At 32.8% G+C, this 18,309-nt stretch carries 18 protein-coding genes; 1 reads left to right on the forward strand and 17 read right to left on the reverse strand.

Translation table 11 applies throughout. The features are described 5' to 3' along the window. Positions 1 to 198, forward strand: a 198-nt coding sequence (locus WC223_07870) for a gliding motility-associated C-terminal domain-containing protein (protein ID MFA6924159.1), incomplete at its 5' end; no start/stop codon positions are given. A gap of 38 nt (positions 199 to 236) precedes the next feature. Here the strand turns inward: WC223_07870 and arsB are convergent. The 17 genes from arsB to pta form a co-directional block, all read right to left on the reverse strand. Further along, positions 237 to 1,319: an ACR3 family arsenite efflux transporter gene (arsB, locus tag WC223_07875; protein MFA6924160.1), complete on the reverse strand. Its 1,083-nt coding sequence runs from the start codon at positions 1,317 to 1,319 to the stop codon at positions 237 to 239. Between the two features lie 11 nt (positions 1,320 to 1,330). After that, positions 1,331 to 2,137 (reverse strand): arsenite methyltransferase, encoded by an 807-nt coding sequence (gene arsM / locus WC223_07880; protein MFA6924161.1) that lies wholly within the window; start codon positions 2,135 to 2,137, stop codon positions 1,331 to 1,333. Positions 2,138 to 2,142: 5 nt separating this feature from the next. Beyond that, complete coding sequence (locus WC223_07885; protein MFA6924162.1) at positions 2,143 to 2,808, reverse strand: ABC transporter ATP-binding protein; 666 nt, start codon at positions 2,806 to 2,808, stop codon at positions 2,143 to 2,145. A 1-nt stretch (position 2,809) separates the two neighbouring features. Continuing rightward, on the reverse strand, positions 2,810 to 4,030 hold the full coding sequence (locus tag WC223_07890) for an ABC transporter permease (GenBank protein MFA6924163.1): 1,221 nt from the start codon (positions 4,028 to 4,030) through the stop codon (positions 2,810 to 2,812). Between the two features lie 57 nt (positions 4,031 to 4,087). Then, positions 4,088 to 4,945, reverse strand: coding sequence for a hypothetical protein (locus WC223_07895; GenBank protein MFA6924164.1), 858 nt, complete (start codon positions 4,943 to 4,945; stop codon positions 4,088 to 4,090). Positions 4,946 to 4,974: 29 nt separating this feature from the next. Continuing rightward, positions 4,975 to 5,310: a metalloregulator ArsR/SmtB family transcription factor gene (locus WC223_07900; protein MFA6924165.1), complete on the reverse strand. Its 336-nt coding sequence runs from the start codon at positions 5,308 to 5,310 to the stop codon at positions 4,975 to 4,977. 74 nt (positions 5,311 to 5,384) lie between these two features. Next, positions 5,385 to 6,422, reverse strand: a complete 1,038-nt coding sequence (locus tag WC223_07905) for a permease (GenBank protein MFA6924166.1) — start codon at positions 6,420 to 6,422, stop codon at positions 5,385 to 5,387. A gap of 4 nt (positions 6,423 to 6,426) precedes the next feature. Then, complete coding sequence (locus WC223_07910) at positions 6,427 to 7,134, reverse strand: aromatic aminobenezylarsenical efflux permease ArsG family transporter (GenBank protein ID MFA6924167.1); 708 nt, start codon at positions 7,132 to 7,134, stop codon at positions 6,427 to 6,429. A gap of 5 nt (positions 7,135 to 7,139) precedes the next feature. Then, positions 7,140 to 7,571, reverse strand: a complete 432-nt coding sequence (locus tag WC223_07915) for a nitrophenyl compound nitroreductase subunit ArsF family protein (protein ID MFA6924168.1) — start codon at positions 7,569 to 7,571, stop codon at positions 7,140 to 7,142. Positions 7,572 to 7,727: 156 nt separating this feature from the next. Next, positions 7,728 to 8,282 (reverse strand): nitrophenyl compound nitroreductase subunit ArsF family protein, encoded by a 555-nt coding sequence (locus WC223_07920; protein MFA6924169.1) that lies wholly within the window; start codon positions 8,280 to 8,282, stop codon positions 7,728 to 7,730. A gap of 74 nt (positions 8,283 to 8,356) precedes the next feature. Next, complete coding sequence (locus tag WC223_07925; protein MFA6924170.1) at positions 8,357 to 8,656, reverse strand: helix-turn-helix transcriptional regulator; 300 nt, start codon at positions 8,654 to 8,656, stop codon at positions 8,357 to 8,359. Positions 8,657 to 8,660: 4 nt separating this feature from the next. Continuing rightward, positions 8,661 to 8,900: a thioredoxin family protein gene (locus WC223_07930; GenBank protein MFA6924171.1), complete on the reverse strand. Its 240-nt coding sequence runs from the start codon at positions 8,898 to 8,900 to the stop codon at positions 8,661 to 8,663. 172 nt (positions 8,901 to 9,072) lie between these two features. Next, on the reverse strand, positions 9,073 to 11,076 hold the full coding sequence (locus WC223_07935) for a hypothetical protein (protein MFA6924172.1): 2,004 nt from the start codon (positions 11,074 to 11,076) through the stop codon (positions 9,073 to 9,075). A 536-nt stretch (positions 11,077 to 11,612) separates the two neighbouring features. Next, positions 11,613 to 12,632, reverse strand: coding sequence for a PorP/SprF family type IX secretion system membrane protein (locus tag WC223_07940; GenBank protein MFA6924173.1), 1,020 nt, complete (start codon positions 12,630 to 12,632; stop codon positions 11,613 to 11,615). 28 nt (positions 12,633 to 12,660) lie between these two features. Beyond that, positions 12,661 to 15,774 (reverse strand): T9SS type B sorting domain-containing protein, encoded by a 3,114-nt coding sequence (locus WC223_07945; GenBank protein ID MFA6924174.1) that lies wholly within the window; start codon positions 15,772 to 15,774, stop codon positions 12,661 to 12,663. 177 nt (positions 15,775 to 15,951) lie between these two features. Further along, positions 15,952 to 17,163 (reverse strand): acetate kinase, encoded by a 1,212-nt coding sequence (locus WC223_07950; GenBank protein ID MFA6924175.1) that lies wholly within the window; start codon positions 17,161 to 17,163, stop codon positions 15,952 to 15,954. Positions 17,164 to 17,204: 41 nt separating this feature from the next. Further along, positions 17,205 to 18,206: a phosphate acetyltransferase gene (gene pta / locus WC223_07955; protein ID MFA6924176.1), complete on the reverse strand. Its 1,002-nt coding sequence runs from the start codon at positions 18,204 to 18,206 to the stop codon at positions 17,205 to 17,207. Between the last annotated feature and the right edge of the window lie 103 nt (positions 18,207 to 18,309).

Here is an 18,309-nt window from a genome sequence, read left to right on the forward strand (position 1 = left end):
AACTTCACGATGCTCATCTTTAACCGCTGGGGAGAATTGATTTACAAAACCAATGATTTAAACAGTCCTTGGAACGGAAGGTATAACAACACAGGCGATTTGGTTGAGGTAGGTGTTTATGTTTACAAGGTTGTTGTGAAAGAAATGGACGATGGTCCTAAACATGAATTTATTGGCAGGGTGAGTGTTATTAGGTAAATGAATAATGAATGCTGAACCATTGGCTGCTTTGGGGTTTATATCTGTGATTGCACTTCAAAATAATTATTTTTAAACCAAAAAGCCAGATTTATCAATGCTATCATAACCGGAACTTCAACAAGAGGACCAATAACAGCAGCGAACGCTTCACCTGAGTTCATTCCGAAAATCGCAATAGCAACGGCAATAGCAAGTTCAAAATTGTTGCTTGCAGCAGTAAATGATAATGTAACGGATTGTCTATAAGTAGCACCTATTCTTTTACTCATGAAAAAAGAAACTAAAAACATCACTATAAAGTAGATAAGTAGTGGCATTGCAACTAATACAACATCGAGTGGAATTTTGACAATATATTCTCCTTTCAGAGAAAACATAACAACAATAGTAAATAGAAGCGAAATAAGAGTTACGGGACTTATTCTGGGAATAAATTTAGTATGATACCATTCTTTGCTTTTAATACGAATTAATAAAAACCTTGTCAGGAAGCCCGCAATGAAAGGAATACCAAGATAAATAAAAACACTTTTGGCAATCTGGCTTATAGTAATATTTTCAACTACATTATTTGTAGGTATTCCAAAATAGCCGGGAAGTACTGCAATAAAAAAATAAGCGTAAACAGAAAAGAAAAGCACCTGAAAAATACTATTAAAAGCAACCAATCCAGGCGCATATTGCGTATCACCTTTTGCAAGATCGTTCCAAACAATAACCATTGCAATACAACGTGCAAGACCTATCATTATTATTCCATACATATATGGAAGATTGGAATTATTTTCGCCAGGAAATAATTTGAAAAATAAAATTGCAAGTGCAAACATCAGAACCGGTCCTATAATCCAGTTTTGTATCAATGAAAGTGATAATATTTTCCAATTGCGGAACACATCACCGAGTTCTTCGTATTTTACTTTTGCAAGCGGAGGAAACATCATCAGAATGAGACCAATTGCAATAGGAATATTTGTTGTACTTTCGGGCGAAGATTTAAGCGAATCCCAGAATTGTGCAATAGAAGGAAATAAATATCCCGATAAAACTCCTGCAAACATTGCAAGAAAAATCCATAATGTTAAATAGCGGTCTAAAAAATTAAGTCGTGTTTTCATTTTAAATTATTTTATTTTGTAGCAGAAACAGTAATACTACAAATTCCTATATTTCCATTTTTAAAACTTTCAATTTCTTCATTATTCAAGTAGTTTGCAAGAATACCGGCAGGAATTGAAATTTCTTTTTGTTTATGAACCTTAATATTTTTAAAGCCATTGTTCTTTATTATTTCAAGATATTTGTTCATTTCAACAGCACCCGAAACACAACCCGCATACATCTCAGCATCTTTGCGTAACCGTTCCGGCAATTTACCTTTAATAACAACATCCGAAACGCAGAAATGACCATTGGGCTTTAGAATCCGCATTATTTCAGCAAACGCTTTATTTTTATCTGGGACTAAATTCAGTACGCAGTTCGATACAACAACATCAAAACTGTTATCAGATAAAGGCATTTCTTCAATATCTCCTTTAATAAATTCAATGTTCTTATAACCAAGTTTTTTATTGTTTTCGATTGCTTTTTGTAACATAGCATCGGTAAAGTCCAAACCCGTAATTTTACCTGTTTCACCAACTATTGCACGAACAACAAAGCAATCGTTGCCGGCACCCGAACCCAAATCCAAAACACTGTCACCTTTTTTAATATCAGCAAACTCCGTAGGTAAACCGCAACCCAAGCCAATGTCGGCATCTGGATTATATCCTTCGAGTTTATCGTAGTTTTCGCTAAAAATAGTATAATCAACATCACCGCAACAACCTGTTGCGCCACAGCATGAAGATTGATTCTGCCGTTTCGATTGCTTTGCAATTTCGCTGTACTTGTTTTTTACAAGTTCTTTTAAATTTATTTTTTTCTTCATTTTTTTTATTTTAATAAACCATCCACAAGTTTAATTTTCCTGTTTCCAAATTCTGTAGCCAATGGGCTGTGTGTAACCATAAGAACAGTTATTTTTTCTTCCTTATTTATTTTTCTTAAAAGTTTCAGGATGTCGGTTGAAAGTTCGGGGTCTAAGTTTCCTGTTGGTTCATCCGCTAGTATCAATGAAGGAGAATTGACTAATGCTCTTGCTATCGCAACCCTTTGCTGCTGTCCGGCAGAAAGTTCTTTTGGTAAATGATTTTTTCGGTTTTCCAAATCCACTAATTGAAGTAGCGCAGATGCTTTTTTATATTTTTCATCTTTTGAAAGTTTTGAAATAGCTAATGGCAACATCACGTTTTCTATTGCTGTAAGATATGGAATCAAAGCAAAACTTTGCATTACAAAACCGATATTTTTTTTTCGAAAATCAGAAAGTTTTCTATCCGAAGCTAAAGTTATATCAAAACCTTTAATATTTATCTGACCGGAAGTTGTTTTTATTAAACCTGCTAAAGATAAAAGCAATGTAGTTTTACCCGAACCTGAAGAGCCGGTAATGGTAACAAAGTCACCTTCGTTTACTTCAAAACTTACATTATTTAATGCGTCAACAGTTCCATCTTTATGCTGATACTTTTTGCAAAGATTGGTTGTTTTTAAAATCATATTATACCTCCTGCATATTTTCAAAAGGTTCAATTCTTCCGGCAAGATATGACGGAATTAATGAGCCTAATAATGAAACTCCAATTGAAATCACTAATGAAACAATAATTAAGCTTGGTATTGGTTTGACAGATAATCCTGCGAGTTCGGGACCCAACCACATTCCCACAAAAGTTCCAAGAATGTATCCTATTATTCCACCTAAAGCACCTAATACAAATGCTTTTGCTAAAATTATTTGATAAATAATAGTTTTGTTAAAGCCAATCATTCGCAGCATACCAATTTCTTTTCGGCGCTCATTAATGTTTGCCCACATAAAATTTCCGATAGAAATACCACCAACAAAAATAATAATGATTAAAAATATCAGCGAAATCTTATTCATCATTTTATTGGTTTGAATTTGTGTAGAAACTATTTGTCCGATTGTTGTCACTCTTGTGTCGGGCAGAACATTTCGTAATTTACCGAGAAGTCCGTCAGTTATAGCATTACAGCAGCCCATTATTTCAATGGCACTTACCTGTCCTTGTATTTTTAATATTTCCTGAGCTTTGCGAAGATGTATAAAAATTCTATCGTCGTCAACAGTACCTGTTTCATTAAGGATTCTACTCACTTTAAATTTTTCTCCTGATATTTCAACTTCTTTTCCTTCAGATAATTTAAGTTTACTTGCTATTGCCGAGCCAATCAAACATTCATTTGTACCCAATGAATCAATCGCTTTGCGTTGTAATTTTTCATTTATATAACCCCGACTTTGATTTGCGGCATTTGTTGGGGCACAACTTGTCTTAAGCTCATTTCCCAACAAGCCCGATTGCTGCCATAAGGGTTTGGAAGTAATTTCATTTTTCGGTAAAATTCCTGTGAGAACAACATTTTCATTTCCTATTTTTATGCGGCGTGTTAATTTCGGAGATAAATTATCAACTCCCTGAAGATTGGAAGAACCAATTCTGTCAACGTATTCTTCGGGCATGGTAGGAGCATCAATATCGGCAGAGTAGTAATTGTCAACATTGGATGCCTGAGGCAATACCAAAATATTTGCTCCAAGATTATCCAGATTTATGGCAACTGCTTTTTCAGACACAACCGAAATTGACCTTATGCCAACAATCACAGCAATGCCCAAAGTTATAGCAAGTAAACCAGAAGTTAATTGCGATTTGTGTTGTTTAAACTCAAGCCAAACAAGTTTTCTGATATTCATTTATTTGAATTTTATAAGTAATTGAAAGTTTTTTTTGGGGCTGTTTTATTTATTTGATTATTTTTTTGGACCACATCCTTTGCTACTGCCTCCTGGACAACAACCGCCGCTCTTTATAACTTTGCTTGCAGAAGTCGTAAGTGCAGATTCAAGAACAACACCTTCATACTTATCAGCAATTTGTCCTGCCGAATTTATGACTAATGTAATTGTTTTATCGTTCAGGGAAGTAACTCCGATTTTTGTTAAAAATGCCGACTCTTTACTGTCAGAATAATCTATTTCAACAACTGCGGGTTTTGATGCGATTTTAGAACTTGCTGCTTTGCAATTAGCAATAATTGTTTTTTTATCAGTCAAGCCCTTTTTTGAAATTACAATAAATACTGGTTTTTTTTCTGATAATACAGAAATAATCTCTTCCTCTTTAGGAGATGGAACTGACTTAATTAAAAGGTCGGTTGTGACCTGATAAGAAGGAAAGCCGGCAACAGGAATTCCTTTAGATGATATTACAACAATAAATGGAACGGGAACACTTGCAATGCCTAATTTTGTTACCAAACTGCTATTTGTAGCTTCGTCTTTGTTCATTTGAACAATAATTGATTTCGACACTTTCCCATTTGCTTCTTTTGCAATTTCAACTACTTTATCCAAACCTGTTGCACCGGTTCCTGTAATTACAAGAAATACTACTTTGCGGTCTTTTTTAGCTTTATCAAGAGCGGCAGTTGGATTGCTGCTTGAAATTAATTCGTTACCAGCAGTTTCGGTTTTCTTATTTATATCGTTAACCGACATAGTATTTTTGGAATTTACATTTCCGCATGAATAAAGCGAAAAAACAAAAAAAGCTAAAACGAATACTTTAAGTTTTTCATTCAGCAAGGCATTGAAGTTTGATTTTCTCATTTTGTAATTTATTTAAAGTTAGTGAATAATTATTTGCATTTACATAAAAATGAACTAATAGAATTGTTAAAAAAATTGTTAAATGATTTTTTTATTTTACCAAGCTTCTTCATGTCCAAGCAATAGTGTATTTTCAATCCATCAATAGTACCTTTGATAATACCTGTTTCTTTAAGGTCTTTTAAATGTTGCGATACTGTTGTTCGGCTTAAAGGTAAAAAGTCGGAAATGTTTCCGGTTCGGATTTCCTTTTTCTTTGCAAGAAGCTGAATTATGGCAATTCGCGCAGGGTGTGAAAGCAGCTTTGCAATACATGCAAGGTCTTGCTGTTTTTTGCTAAATTCTTCCGATTTGTTATTGGTCATAAATTTAATGTTTAATGTCGCAAACATACGACATTAATTCTACTAAAACAAATATTTTTGAAATATATTTTTTATCAGAAAATCCAATTAAACAAAAAACCCACAATCATAATCCCGACACCAACAATACCGATAAATGTCAAAATCAAAGGGGGTTTTAAAACTTTTCTAAGAATTATCATTTCGGGAAGCGACAAGCCAATCACAGACATCATAAAAGCCAATGCAGTTCCAAGTGATGCACCTTTTTCAATTAATACAGAAACTATTGGAATAATTCCTGCCGCATTTGAATACAAAGGAATACCGATAAGGACAGACAACGGAACGGAATACCACACATCTTTTCCCATAATGGCAGCCATGAAATCTTCGGGAACATAACCATGTGCACCTGCACCAACAGCTATACCCAAAGCTACGTAAATCCATACTTTTTCGACAATTTCTTTTACGGCAGCATAACCCATTTGTATTCGTTGTGCAATGCTTATTTTTTCTTCTTCAATATTATTTTTACCCATTTTTGTTTCATAAACCCATGGCTCAATCCATTTTTCGAGTTTAAGTTTTCCAATAATCCAGCCGGCAATTATCGCTATCAGCAATCCTGTTCCAACATATATTAATGCTACTTTTAATCCAAACATACCATACAAAAGCACAACTGCCACTTCGTTTATCATTGGTGATGCAATAAGAAATGAAAAGGTAACTCCAAGAGGAACGCCGGTTTCAACAAATCCAATAAATAATGGTATTGCAGAACATGAACAAAAAGGAGTAACAATACCAAGCATTGAAGCTATGACATTTCCGGTAAATGTTTTCTTTCCTTCCAGTGCTTTGCGTGTACGTTCTGGAGTAAAAAAAGTACGTATAATGCCAACAAAGAAAATTATCAGAGTAAGCAATAATATTACTTTCGGAAATTCAAAAACAAAAAATCTTATTGTCTCTGTAAGGTGCTTTTCTTTTGTCATTCCAACCACAGAAAAAACTAACCAATCAGTGAAAGGTTGTAAATAATGATAAACCAAGTACCAAAACGGCAAGAGTAATAATGGTAAAATAATTTTAATTTTATTCGTGCTAAAAAATAAGGTTCTCATAATATCAACCTTTAAAATAGAAAATGTATATATAATAAAACCCTATAAAAATAAATACCACAGCTATGACGCGGCGAAACCATCTTTCAAAAATCTTTATATTGTTGTAAAAACTCCCGATGCTCGAAATGCTGAAAGCAAGAAGATAAGCAACTATTATCACCGGTAATCCTGTGGCAGCTGCAAATACGAAAGGCAGAAATAATCCCGATGTGCTACTGATAGTCATTGGAATTAACATGCCGAAATATAAGACACCGCTGTATGGACAAAATGCGAGTGCGAATACAATTCCCAATAATAAAGCACTCCACCAATTGTTTTTTTGCTTTTTGTTCTGCAAGCGTTCACTTAATTTTCCGAAACCCAGAAAATTTATTTTTATAAAATCGAACATTAAAATACCAACAATAATAAGCAATGGACCTAAAAACTTTTCGCCATTGAGTTGAAAAAATTTAGCGATATGAAATTTGCTGGCACCGAAATAAAGTACAACACCAATTGCAGTATAACTGATAGCTCTGCCAAGTGTGTACCATAATCCGTTTAAAAAAATATTTCTTCTGTTTGCAATGTCTTTACTGATGAATCCTATTGCAGTAATATTTGTAGCAAGCGGACATGGGCTAATGGCAGTCATTATTCCTAAAACAAATGCCGATAGTATAGGCATATTAGAGCCATCCAGCCAATTATGTATAAATTCCATTTTACTTATTTTAAAAGTATTTCGATTTTGGTTTTAAGTTCTAAAATAAAAATTTCGGGATTATGAATTTTTTGGAAAGCCCAGTTTGTAAGGTCTTCGGTTTTTAATTCTGTTTTATTGGTATAAGTTGTAAGAGCCAGAGTTGCACCAAAAGCATCGTATTTATTCGCTATTTCTTTATTTATGGGTAATTCACAATCCAAAACATATAAATCAATAATACCGGAATCTATTTCATTTTTGAAATATTCATTCAGCGTTTTTCGAACATTAGCTTCTATTGAAAAACATGTATTGCATCTATGCGTAATATGAAAATACAATACTTTCAATTTTAATTTCTTTGGATTATTTGAAACTACTGTATCGGCAGTTTTCTGAGTAAATCCTTGAAAAGAGAGAAAAAGTCCGAGAATAATTACGACTATGTTCTTCATATTTTGTACTTTTTATTATTCTGTTTATAATCAATAAGCATTATATAAGTTAGCCCTAATATTATTTATTTTGAAAATATTTATATTTTTTTCTTGCCACTAAGACACAAAGGCGCTAAGTTTCACAAAAAGAAACTACAAACCACAAACTTTATTTCATTTTAAATATTCTGAAATTTTATTTTTTAATATTTCAATAAATCGCTCTTCTTTATTCTTAGCAAATTTGAAACCAGCTCCTGTTAAATCGGCAGTTGTTTCTTTTCCTTTGTAAACACGGGTAACAAATAAACCCGAACCAAATGCCTGATATTTTTCGGATATTTTATTATTTACTTCATCATCTACATTTAATATTTGCCGTTTTATTCTTCCTTGTTTAAGTTCGGCAGCAAAATAAGTGTTCAGTGTTTTTGTTGTTGCTTTTTCAATAGCAACACAAGATGGACAGCGGTTTGTTACATGGAAATTATAAACCAGAACCGCAGGTAAATCACCTTTGGTATTAGTTCTGATGATTTTATTCTTTTCATTGGCATTAACAGAAGCAGAATCCTTTTTTAATGGATTGGAAGTTGTATCTTTTAGTTCAATCGCATTAGTGTCAGATTGACTTGTTGGGGTTTTATCGGTTTTACATGAGCTGCAACCATAAATATATGTTAGCACAAATAAAATAATTAGAACTCCAAAGAGATTTTTTATTTTCATTGCAAGTGAATTAATGTTTTTTATTAATTTTCATTTCGTTATTTCTATAATTCACGAAATATTTATGAACATATTTATTTTAAAAATTCATTTAAAAGTAGTTTGGCGATTTTCCAGTTTTTGCGATTAATACAATATTTTATTTTGGGCGGTTGTATATTGCCCTGAATTAATCCCGAATACTTTAATCCTTTCAGATGTTGCGAAAGTGTTGAACGCGCAATTGGAATATCGCCAATCATTTCGCCGCTTGTACAGCAAGAATTAAGACCATTTAGCTTTTCGAGAATATAAACTCTTGCCGGATGACTTAATGCTTTTGCAATGCGTGATATTTGCTCATGTTGTGCCGTAAACTTAGGTTTTGCAGCCATAATGTTATTTGTTTTTTTCGATGATTTCTTTAATCTCTTTTATTGACGGAACTCTTCCGTTTAAAACAACTTTTCCGTTTATTACAAGTCCGGGTGTGCGCAATATACCATAAGACATTATTTTCTGAATGTCATCAACTTTTTCAACATCAGCAGCAACATTCATTTCGGCTAATGCATTAATAACGGCTTTTTCGAGTGATTTGCAATTTGCACAACCCATGCCTAATATTTTTATTTCCATATTTTATATTTTTTACATTAAAGAAAATCATTTCGCAAATATACGAAATGTTTAAAATATAAAACAATTTAACAATTTATTTTAGCAAAAGTCAAATTTTTAGCTATTTACAGTATATTCATGAATTATTCTATCTGCAAATTATATAAAAAATTCTCTACTTTAAACTATTTTAATCTCCCGAACTATAATACAAGATTTTAATTTTTCTTTCAAAAGAAGCTTTGGGGTTATAAATTGAATTTTTAGTATCGTAATAATTATCGCTTACATTCTTTGGTGCGGCTTCCTCTCCGATGGGTTCTTCGATGAATTGAATTTTACCTCCGTTTTCTGCTTTGTCATTCATGTATTTTACAAACACTCCGTTTTTATAAATATATAAATAATTAATCAAACTTGAAATTCTTCTTTTTGCAAGATGTTTGTTGTATTCATTTGTTGTAAGAGGGCTGCAATAACCTTTAACCGTTACCTTACAAGTTTTTCCGGTTTTCAAATCTTTTAAAAGTAATTCGCAAAAAAGATTAAGTTTACTATATCCTTTCTCGACATATTCGGTAAAAAAATCATCAATATCTTTTTCGGCTTTTACTTTATTTATGCTATCGAGTCCTGCCGAATATTCTTTTTTATATTTGGGAATTAAAGCAATATAATCTTTGTATGTTGTTTCATAATCCTTATTAGTTGTATTTACCCACGTTTTTTTATCGGGCTCGTCATTATGAAAATAAAGTGTGAGAGGTAATAAATCAACAATGCGTTTTTCTATTTTTATAGTATCTTCAATAACTGTAACAACAGTATTTTTTTTCACTGTATCAACTTCAACTTTTTTTATAATCTTTTTTTCCCATTTGTAAATATCGTAGCAACATGTTTCGCCTTTTATGAAATACGAACCCGGTCGGTTTGAAGTAAAATATCCACTTGTATCATTTTTATAAACAATAAAATAAAAATCATTATAGCTTGTATTTATGGGGCTTTCCATGTTTTTAGGTTCATTCCATTTTGTCAAACTTCCTTTTGCTTCATAAACATCGAGATTGCCCATTCCTTTGTGTCCGTTTGAACTGAAATAAAGGGTTTCTGTTGTTCCATTATAAAAAGGAGTTATTTCATCATCGGGAGTATTTATTGTTTTGCCAAGATTAACGGGCTCGGAGCATTCGCCTTTTTTTGAAATTATTGTGTGCCAAATATCCATTCCGCCTTCACCTCCCGGTCGGTCAGAAACAAAATATAAAACATATCCTTTATCTGTATTCACTGCTGAGGGCTGTGTTGCAGTATATCCTTTTGAATTCACATTATCACTTAATCTCATTGGTGGAAGCCATTTCCCATTTTTATAATCGCAGTAATAAATTTCGCAAATAAATTTCGAAGTATTTGTTTTATTGCATCGGGTAAAAAATATCCTTAATGTTTTCGGCTCATAAGTTATGTTTGCGTTATTGTCAACTTTATTATTTATTTTGTTATCATCCAATTCTTCTGCGACATTCCAGTTTACCAAATGATATGTTGATTTATATATTTTAATGTAATCTTTTGAATAGCCAGTACTAAAATTATTTTCATTACTTTCCGGACGCAGCGATGAAAATTCAAGAGTTGTATCATTAAGTTGAAAGGCGCCAAATTCAGAATAAGGCGTATTAATATTGCCATCGAGATGGCTAATGATATATGGCTGCGGATTTTTCAAATATTTAATTGCACTATCACATGCATCTATTTCCATCTTGGAATTTTCAACCAAATGTTCTTTATTATTTTTATTTTTTTCATAATATTTTATAAATTCCAATTTAGCTGTTTCGTATTTACCATTGCTTTTTAACATTTGTGCATACCAATATAAGCTTTCGGGGTACTTGCCGGCAGTATCTTTTTCAATTACGTATTTATAAAGTTTTTCGGCAACAATATAATCGTTCCCTAGACGAGATACTTCTGCATATCTTTTAAAAGGAACTATCCACGATGAATCCTTTTTTATGTACATGTCATAATAATATATTGCTGCATAATAATCACCATTGTTAAAAGATTCATCGCCAAGTTTCAAAACTTCATAATTCTTTAACTCCTGTGAGAAACAAATATGCGTTATTCCCAAAATAAAAAGTATTATTATGAAATATTTTGAATAAACTTTAAACATTTTTTAATTATTATATAGAGTTTGTCCATAATGTCCGATTTCTTCGTTATTCTCGTTTTAAAAATCAGTCATTTACTTTAGTAAACTCCTGATTTTTAAACCTCGAAAGCCTCGAACTCGAACATTCTGAACCAAACTCTCAACTTTATATACAGACACTATATAGTCAAATTTCAAATAGAGCTTTTTATAAACTCTTTACTCTGCGTTGCATAATGCATTATATCAATTAAGTTACTTTTTGCTTGCAACGCTGAATACTTTGATATTTCCTTACCCCATGCTAAAGCATGGGGCTATTATTATTTAAACCCTAACGGGTTTTTATAAATATGTTGACTTTATATACAAACCACATAATGCTTGTCAATAATAGCATTTTAAAAATAATGAACATAAAAGTTTTTCATTTTTCAATTTTTAAATTATAAACACAAACAACAAAATGCCGAAACTTTAAACTTTAGACATTAAACTTTAAACTATTTAAATATCGAACATCGAATACTGAATGTCGAATATCGAATATCGAAGTTTTAAATAATCGGACAAGGAGTTGTTTTAATTCTTTCGAGTTTTGGTTTATTAATAATATAAATAATTGCAATTTCAAAACCCCCTTTATCTTTAGTAGCCGGAACAAATCGCGAATAATTAAAATCATAGCTCATTGTTATACTCCATTTTTTATATTCCATTCCGAGCATGAGCATTGCTGCATCTCCCATTCTTGTGTATATTCCGGCAAGTGCAGTTGTATATTCTTTGGATTTTTCTTTGATGATATATCTTCCGGCAGCACCTATTAAAAATTCCTTGTATGGCTTTTGATATTCAAAAAACAATGAAGGTAAAATATCTATTTCCTTTGTACATTTGATTTCAGCATTTCCGAATATTGAAATTCTCCTGTTCAATCTTATATCATTGTTGTAAAACAGCGATTGCTTCGGTTTTGTAATATGATACAAAGCAATGCCGGAATTTACAATAAATCTGTCTTTGGGTTTATATCGCCAGCTTCCTCCAAATGAAAGGTCGTAATAAAAATAATTATTCACGGTAAAATTTTCACCTGTACTCAAATTAGGGTCATATTTCAAACCATTCCATTGGTTATCGAAATGAAGCTTTGTATAATTTATGCTTGTTTGTGCAATTCCGGTTTCAATAGCGAGTGAGAGCAAATGAATGCTTGCTTTACTAATAGGCATGATAGCCGAAAAAGAACAATTTATCTGAGTTGTACCGTATTCGGAATCGCCGGCTTTATCAGTATTAACCGTTAGTCCCAAGCCGAAGACATCCTGTTTGAATTTTATAAAATTCAAATGCATATCGCTTGATATGGAACTTGTGGAATAAGGAACAGTAACCGAACGCCATTGTGTTCTGTTGTTTAAAATAAATCGGTGTGTCCCATCAAACATTCCTGCCTGTGCGGGATTTAGATTTAAAGGCGAATAATTGAATTGTGTAAAATGTATATCCTGCGATAAACATCTCATGATAAACAAAAGAAGAAATGATGTTAATATGTTTTTTTTTATAAGCAATTTTTTTACAATTAACGATTAACTTTTTTTATCTTATTAAAGTAATATTTCCTTTCTTAAAATATTTTTCTTTATTTACACAATAAACTTCTATGTAATAATCATAAACATCGGGTGGCAGAATTTTTCCTCTATAAAGTCCATTCCATCCTTTTTTTGTATCAGTAGTTTCAAAAACTTTTTCACCCCAACGGTCGTAAATTGCAAAATAAAGTTTTGTAATTAATCCTCCTGCCGCTCTTACGTACATGACATCATTTTTATTATCTCTATTAGGTGTGAAAGCATTGGGAATGTAAATGTATGGCTCATTGCAAATTCCTTCTTTTATTCTTATTACAACTGTATCCATTGCTGTGCAGCCAATTGTATCAGAAACAACAACTGTGTAAGTTGTATTTACACTTGGTGTTAAAACGGGATTGGGTATATTTGAATCGCTCAAACCGGTTGATGGGAGCCATTTGTATGTATAATTTGGATTATATGGAACAGCATGTAAAGTTGTATTTTGTCCAATATAAAGAGAGTGCTCGTCAGCAGTAGCGTTAACGAATACTGCATTTATTGTTATTACAACCTCCTTAGAAACAGTATCAGCAATATTGCACTTTGATGCGTCCGTTGAGATTAATGAAACAGTATATGTTCCGGAACCAGGAAAATTATGAACGGGATTTATTTCCGATGAAGTTGTGCCATCACCAAAATCCCATTTATAAGTAACCCCATTACTATAATTATCAAAACCAACATTGCTGCTGCAATCTACATTTGCAGAAAAATCAGTTGCAACAATATCATTTATAATATTTATTTTAAAAACTGCATTATTACAACCTGCAATAGGAATTGCACCACTTCTATTTGACCATGCACCCGGATTTGGGTATGTAGGAAACGAGTCGCATCCCCAACAACTCGCACAAACAGATTGAATTATATTTCCCTTTTTATCAAACCTGCTTGTACCACCATCAACGTGGTCTTGCCCGCTACTATATTTATTATTTGGGTTGGGTGAAGAATTACATGCATAAGAGTTATTGTGTTCCTCACCAAAAAAAGTAGCAAAATCCAATGATGACGCATCATCTTTCATAACCATTACATAAAAATCCTGACCATCGGTAACTTTTTGAATAGCATCGGGAGTAATATCCATTCCTTTTGTGCCTTCGTTATTGTTCCAGCCATAAACAATTCCCCACTCCCTTCCCCAGCCGGAAAGATAAATTCTGTGACATATATCAACTGCAAACGCCGTAATGGAAATATTAGGATTACCATTTCCTGTTCCAAAAACGGTTGACCAGATTATATTGGTTAGCATTTTATCAAATTTAGCAATAAACTGTCCACTATTTGGTTTTTGGTATATTGGATTATTTATAATAAGAGAATAACCTGAATTTTTTGTTTGTCCCGTAATATATACCCTATCATACCTGTCAGTTCTAACGAAATAAGCTTGGTCATAACTTGAGGCACCAAAGTACGATGATGCAATTAAATTTTTTCCATCATTAGAAATATGAGCAACAAAAGCATCAGCAGAGCCGCCGTTATATGTTTTATCATAAGCTACAGTTGAAGTTGGAAAATCAGTAGAGTTTGTACCTCCTGCAACATACACATCATAATTTCTATCCAAATCCAAAGAATAAATTGCATCATCATTAGTACCTCCAATATACGAACTCCAAACTAATGTTGTGAGATTTGGGTCCATCTTAAAAACTACACCTTCTTGTTTTCCCGACGAAGTTTGCTGAAAAGATTGTGATGTTGTTGGGAAATCAGAAGAAAAAGTACATGTTCCAACATATACATTATTTTTGTTATCAACAATTATTTCACCTCTTGCTATGTCGGCATAATTATAATATAATGAGTCATTGCCTTGTAATAAAGTTGCAAATGGAACACTTGCATTTGCTATATATGGTTTGCAGTTTATACCATCATTTCCCGAACCACTAACAAATGTAGATGCTAAAAGATTAGAGCCATCTTCGCTCAATTTTGTAATGATAATATCGCTTCCATGAAAATAGCGCAAACTATAATCCCAATCAAATGGAGCTCCGCCTTTAAAAATTTTATTGTATGCATTGGTTGTTACAGGATAGTTGCTTGAACCAGATGTTCCAAATACCAATAAATTATCAAATTCATCAACCACAAGGCTATGTGGCATATCTCCTTCATCACCTCCTAAATATGTTGCCCATAATCTTGTTGTACCTGTTGGGTTATACTTGATTATTGCAATATCGCAAATACCTCCAAAAACTTGCTGATATGCTCCTGTTGATACAGGATAACCGGTGGCAAAAGCAACGCTTCCGGCATAAACATTATTCTTATGGTCATAAGTTGCAGTAAAACCAAAGTTGTCAGCAGTTGAACCAGAATAGGTGGAAAATATCAAAGCAGGGTCAATAATTAATGTTTGTTTTTTATCATATCCATTAGGAAAGGAAAAGCTAATTGTATTTCCATTAATTATAAAGTTGCACTCAACTTTACTTTTTGCATTATTTGCTGTTTGATAAGCAAAAGGTTTTGTTTCTACAATTTGATTCACCGAAGTTTTAATAACAAGATTTCCACCGGAAGAAATAAAAATATTTTCTAATCCTTCAAAATTCAGAGAAATATCTTCCGGCTTACCTCCTGGTTTTATAATGTAATCATAAGCCAAAGTATTGTTTTGAGAACGGATTTTTAAATCAATATTAGAATATAAATTTATATATTCAACAACTTTATAATTGTTTACTTTCGGTGCCCATTTGCTTTTGTCGTTTCCAATAAAATAATTCAGATAATCGGAATTTGCTTCACTTGATTTTATTTCAATATTTCTATTGCAGTTCTGAAAGTTCATTTTGAAAGCATGAAAGTGAACAACACCTGTTTTATTGTTGCCAGCATGGTGGCGAGGCATTTCGTCAATATTGAAAAAGTTATAAGTTAAGCAATTTTTTTCAAGAAAAACCGCACCTGAAGGCAAGTCAGCTTTGAACAGAATTTTTGAATCCCACTGATTTTTATTTTCAATAAAATTAATATTTTGCGAAAAGGAATTAGAAGTATTTATTGATAATAAAATAAAAAAAATAATAAGTGTCTTCATATTTTTTAGAATAAAACTTATAATTAAGACACTAAAGATATAAAAAAGGTTGCTTAAAATGGTTTTAAAATAAAAAAAAAGTTTAAAACCGGAAACAAGTAATCGGTAACCAGTATTCAGTATTTTTAACTGATTACCGGTTACCGATTACAAAATTTACGTTTTTAGGATAAAGACCTACATTCTTCCTTCAATAATTTCTAATGTATCCTGAGCAATTACAAGCTCTTCATTTGTGGGAACAATAAGAACCTTAACTTTTGAAGATGGTTTTGAAATATCTATAAGCTTGCTTCTCAATCCTTTATTTACATCTTTATCGAATTCAACGCCCATAAATTCAAGACCTTCACATATTTCTTCTCTTGTTTCCGGTCCGTTTTCACCAACACCACCCGAGAAAATAATTATATCAACGCCACCCATTGCTGCAGCATAAGAACCGATATATTTTTTTATTCTGTAACAATACATTTTTAAACCGAGTGCTGCTCTTTTGTTATTTTCTTTATTTGCTGCATTTTCAATATCTCTCATATCAGATGAAACACCTGTTATGCCGAGCATTCCGCTTTTTTTGTTTACAAGATTGTTTGCCCCGTTTATATCAAGTTTTTCTTTTTCCATTATAAAAAACATTGCGCCAAGGTCAAGGTCGCCGCTTCTTGTTCCCATTATCAATCCTTCAACTGGTGTTAGTCCCATTGATGTGTCAACCGATTTGCCTTTATCAATTGCAGCAATTGATGCTCCGTTTCCGAGGTGGCATGTTATTATTTTCAAACTGTTGTATTCTTTGCCAAGAAATTCAGCAGCTTTTGCCGAAATATATCTATGGCTTGTTCCGTGAAATCCGTATCTGCGAACTCTGTATTTGTCATATAATTCGTAAGGTAACGCATACATATAAGCGTAATCAGGCATTGTCTGGTGGAAAGATGTATCAAAAACTCCGCATTGTTGAACCTTCGGCAATAGTTTCTGAATAGCATAAATACCTTTTAAATTCGCAGGATTATGAAGTGGTGCAAGAGGTACACATTCTTCCATCTTATCTATAATTTCCTGTGTAATTTTAACGCTGCCGCTGAATTTCTCTCCTCCGTGAACAACTCTGTGTCCTACAGCTATGATTTCATTTATATCTTTAATAACACCTTGTACGGGGTCAACTAAAATTTTTAAAATCAAATCTATTCCTACAGTATGGTCGGGTGCATCTTTTACAAGTTTGTATTTATCCTTGCCCTTTGGTATATGGGTTAATTCGCTGTCCTTAAGACCAACTCTTTCCAATAATCCTATTGCAAGTAATTCGGCATTATTAGCCATGTCAAGCAATTGATATTTTATTGAAGAACTTCCGCAGTTAAGCACTAATATTTTCATGAAGTTAAATTTTTATAGTTAATTATTAAATTAATTCTGATTTATTTTGAAGCTGCCTGATTAACTGTAATAGCAATCAAACTTGTAATATCTTCTACCGAGCAACCCCTTGAAAGGTCATTGATAGGGGCTGCCATTCCTTGCAAAACAGGACCTATAGCTTCGGCGCCTGCCAATCGTTGAACAAGTTTATAAGCAATATTACCTGATTGTAAATCGGGAAATACAAGCACGTTTGCCTTGCCCGCTATTTCGCTTCCTGGAGCTTTGCTCTTACCAACAGATTCAACAATTGCCGCATCTGCCTGAAATTCGCCGTCAATTTTTAGTGAAGGGTTAATTTCTTTTGCAATTCTTGTTGCGTTAATAACTTTATCACACAATTCATGTTTTGCACTTCCTTTGGTTGAGAAACTAAGCATTGCAACTCTGGGTTCGAATCCTACAATTGCTTTTGCTGTTCTTGCTGTTGCCACTGCAATTTCAGCAAGTTCTCTTTCGGTAGGATTGGGATGAACGGCACAGTCGGCAAAAACAAGTATTCCGTTTTCACCGAATTTATTATCTTTCAAAATCATGATAAATGCACCCGAAACAACACTAATGCCTGGTAAAGTTTTTACAATTTGCAATGCAGGTCTTAATACGTTACCTGTTGCATTCATGGCACCGGCAACTTCGCCATCGCAGTCGCCCATTTTAATCATCATCACGCCGAGATAAAGCGGGTCTTCAATTAGTTTAGTTGCTTCTTCTTTTGTAAGCCCTTTGCTTTTTCTGATTTCTACCAAAGCATTTACATATTGCTCTTTCTTTTCGTGATTTTTGGGGTCAACTATTTTTGCTTTTTCTATATTTTGTAAATTTAAACTTTTGGCTTTTTGCATTATTTCATCTTTGTTGCCAAGAAGTATTATTTGTGCAATTGCTTCTTTTATTGCAACATCGGCAGCTTTAAGAGTTCTGTCTTCCGTGCCTTCCGGAAGAACTATTTTTTTGTAATGCTTTTTAGCATTTGCAAATATTTGAGCAAGTAGTTCCATATTTTTTTAGTTTTTATCTTATTTGTTTATAAAATAACAATACTTAACAAACCTAAAACATTTTTTTGATTTTACAAAAAAAAAATATTTTTTTTGTAAAATG

It is taken from the genome of Bacteroidales bacterium (assembly GCA_041671145.1).
In the GTDB taxonomy this organism is placed as follows: domain Bacteria; phylum Bacteroidota; class Bacteroidia; order Bacteroidales; family JAHJDW01; genus JAQUPB01.

What these genes read in the sequence shown, in the direction of transcription:
- pta (MFA6924176.1), bottom strand. Translation starts at nt 18,206, where the DNA reads ATGGAACTACTTGCTCAAATATTTGCAAATGCTAAAAAGCATTACAAA.
- arsB (MFA6924160.1), bottom strand. Translation starts at nt 1,319, where the DNA reads ATGAAAACACGACTTAATTTTTTAGACCGCTATTTAACATTATGGATT.
- WC223_07920 (MFA6924169.1), bottom strand. Translation starts at nt 8,282, where the DNA reads ATGAAAATAAAAAATCTCTTTGGAGTTCTAATTATTTTATTTGTGCTA.
- WC223_07925 (MFA6924170.1), bottom strand. Translation starts at nt 8,656, where the DNA reads ATGGCTGCAAAACCTAAGTTTACGGCACAACATGAGCAAATATCACGC.
- WC223_07895 (MFA6924164.1), bottom strand. Translation starts at nt 4,945, where the DNA reads ATGAGAAAATCAAACTTCAATGCCTTGCTGAATGAAAAACTTAAAGTA.
- WC223_07935 (MFA6924172.1), bottom strand. Translation starts at nt 11,076, where the DNA reads ATGTTTAAAGTTTATTCAAAATATTTCATAATAATACTTTTTATTTTG.
- arsM (MFA6924161.1), bottom strand. Translation starts at nt 2,137, where the DNA reads ATGAAGAAAAAAATAAATTTAAAAGAACTTGTAAAAAACAAGTACAGC.
- WC223_07900 (MFA6924165.1), bottom strand. Translation starts at nt 5,310, where the DNA reads ATGACCAATAACAAATCGGAAGAATTTAGCAAAAAACAGCAAGACCTT.
- WC223_07945 (MFA6924174.1), bottom strand. Translation starts at nt 15,774, where the DNA reads ATGAAGACACTTATTATTTTTTTTATTTTATTATCAATAAATACTTCT.
- WC223_07905 (MFA6924166.1), bottom strand. Translation starts at nt 6,422, where the DNA reads ATGAGAACCTTATTTTTTAGCACGAATAAAATTAAAATTATTTTACCA.
- WC223_07910 (MFA6924167.1), bottom strand. Translation starts at nt 7,134, where the DNA reads ATGGAATTTATACATAATTGGCTGGATGGCTCTAATATGCCTATACTA.
- WC223_07930 (MFA6924171.1), bottom strand. Translation starts at nt 8,900, where the DNA reads ATGGAAATAAAAATATTAGGCATGGGTTGTGCAAATTGCAAATCACTC.
- WC223_07890 (MFA6924163.1), bottom strand. Translation starts at nt 4,030, where the DNA reads ATGAATATCAGAAAACTTGTTTGGCTTGAGTTTAAACAACACAAATCG.
- WC223_07915 (MFA6924168.1), bottom strand. Translation starts at nt 7,571, where the DNA reads ATGAAGAACATAGTCGTAATTATTCTCGGACTTTTTCTCTCTTTTCAA.
- WC223_07950 (MFA6924175.1), bottom strand. Translation starts at nt 17,163, where the DNA reads ATGAAAATATTAGTGCTTAACTGCGGAAGTTCTTCAATAAAATATCAA.
- WC223_07885 (MFA6924162.1), bottom strand. Translation starts at nt 2,808, where the DNA reads ATGATTTTAAAAACAACCAATCTTTGCAAAAAGTATCAGCATAAAGAT.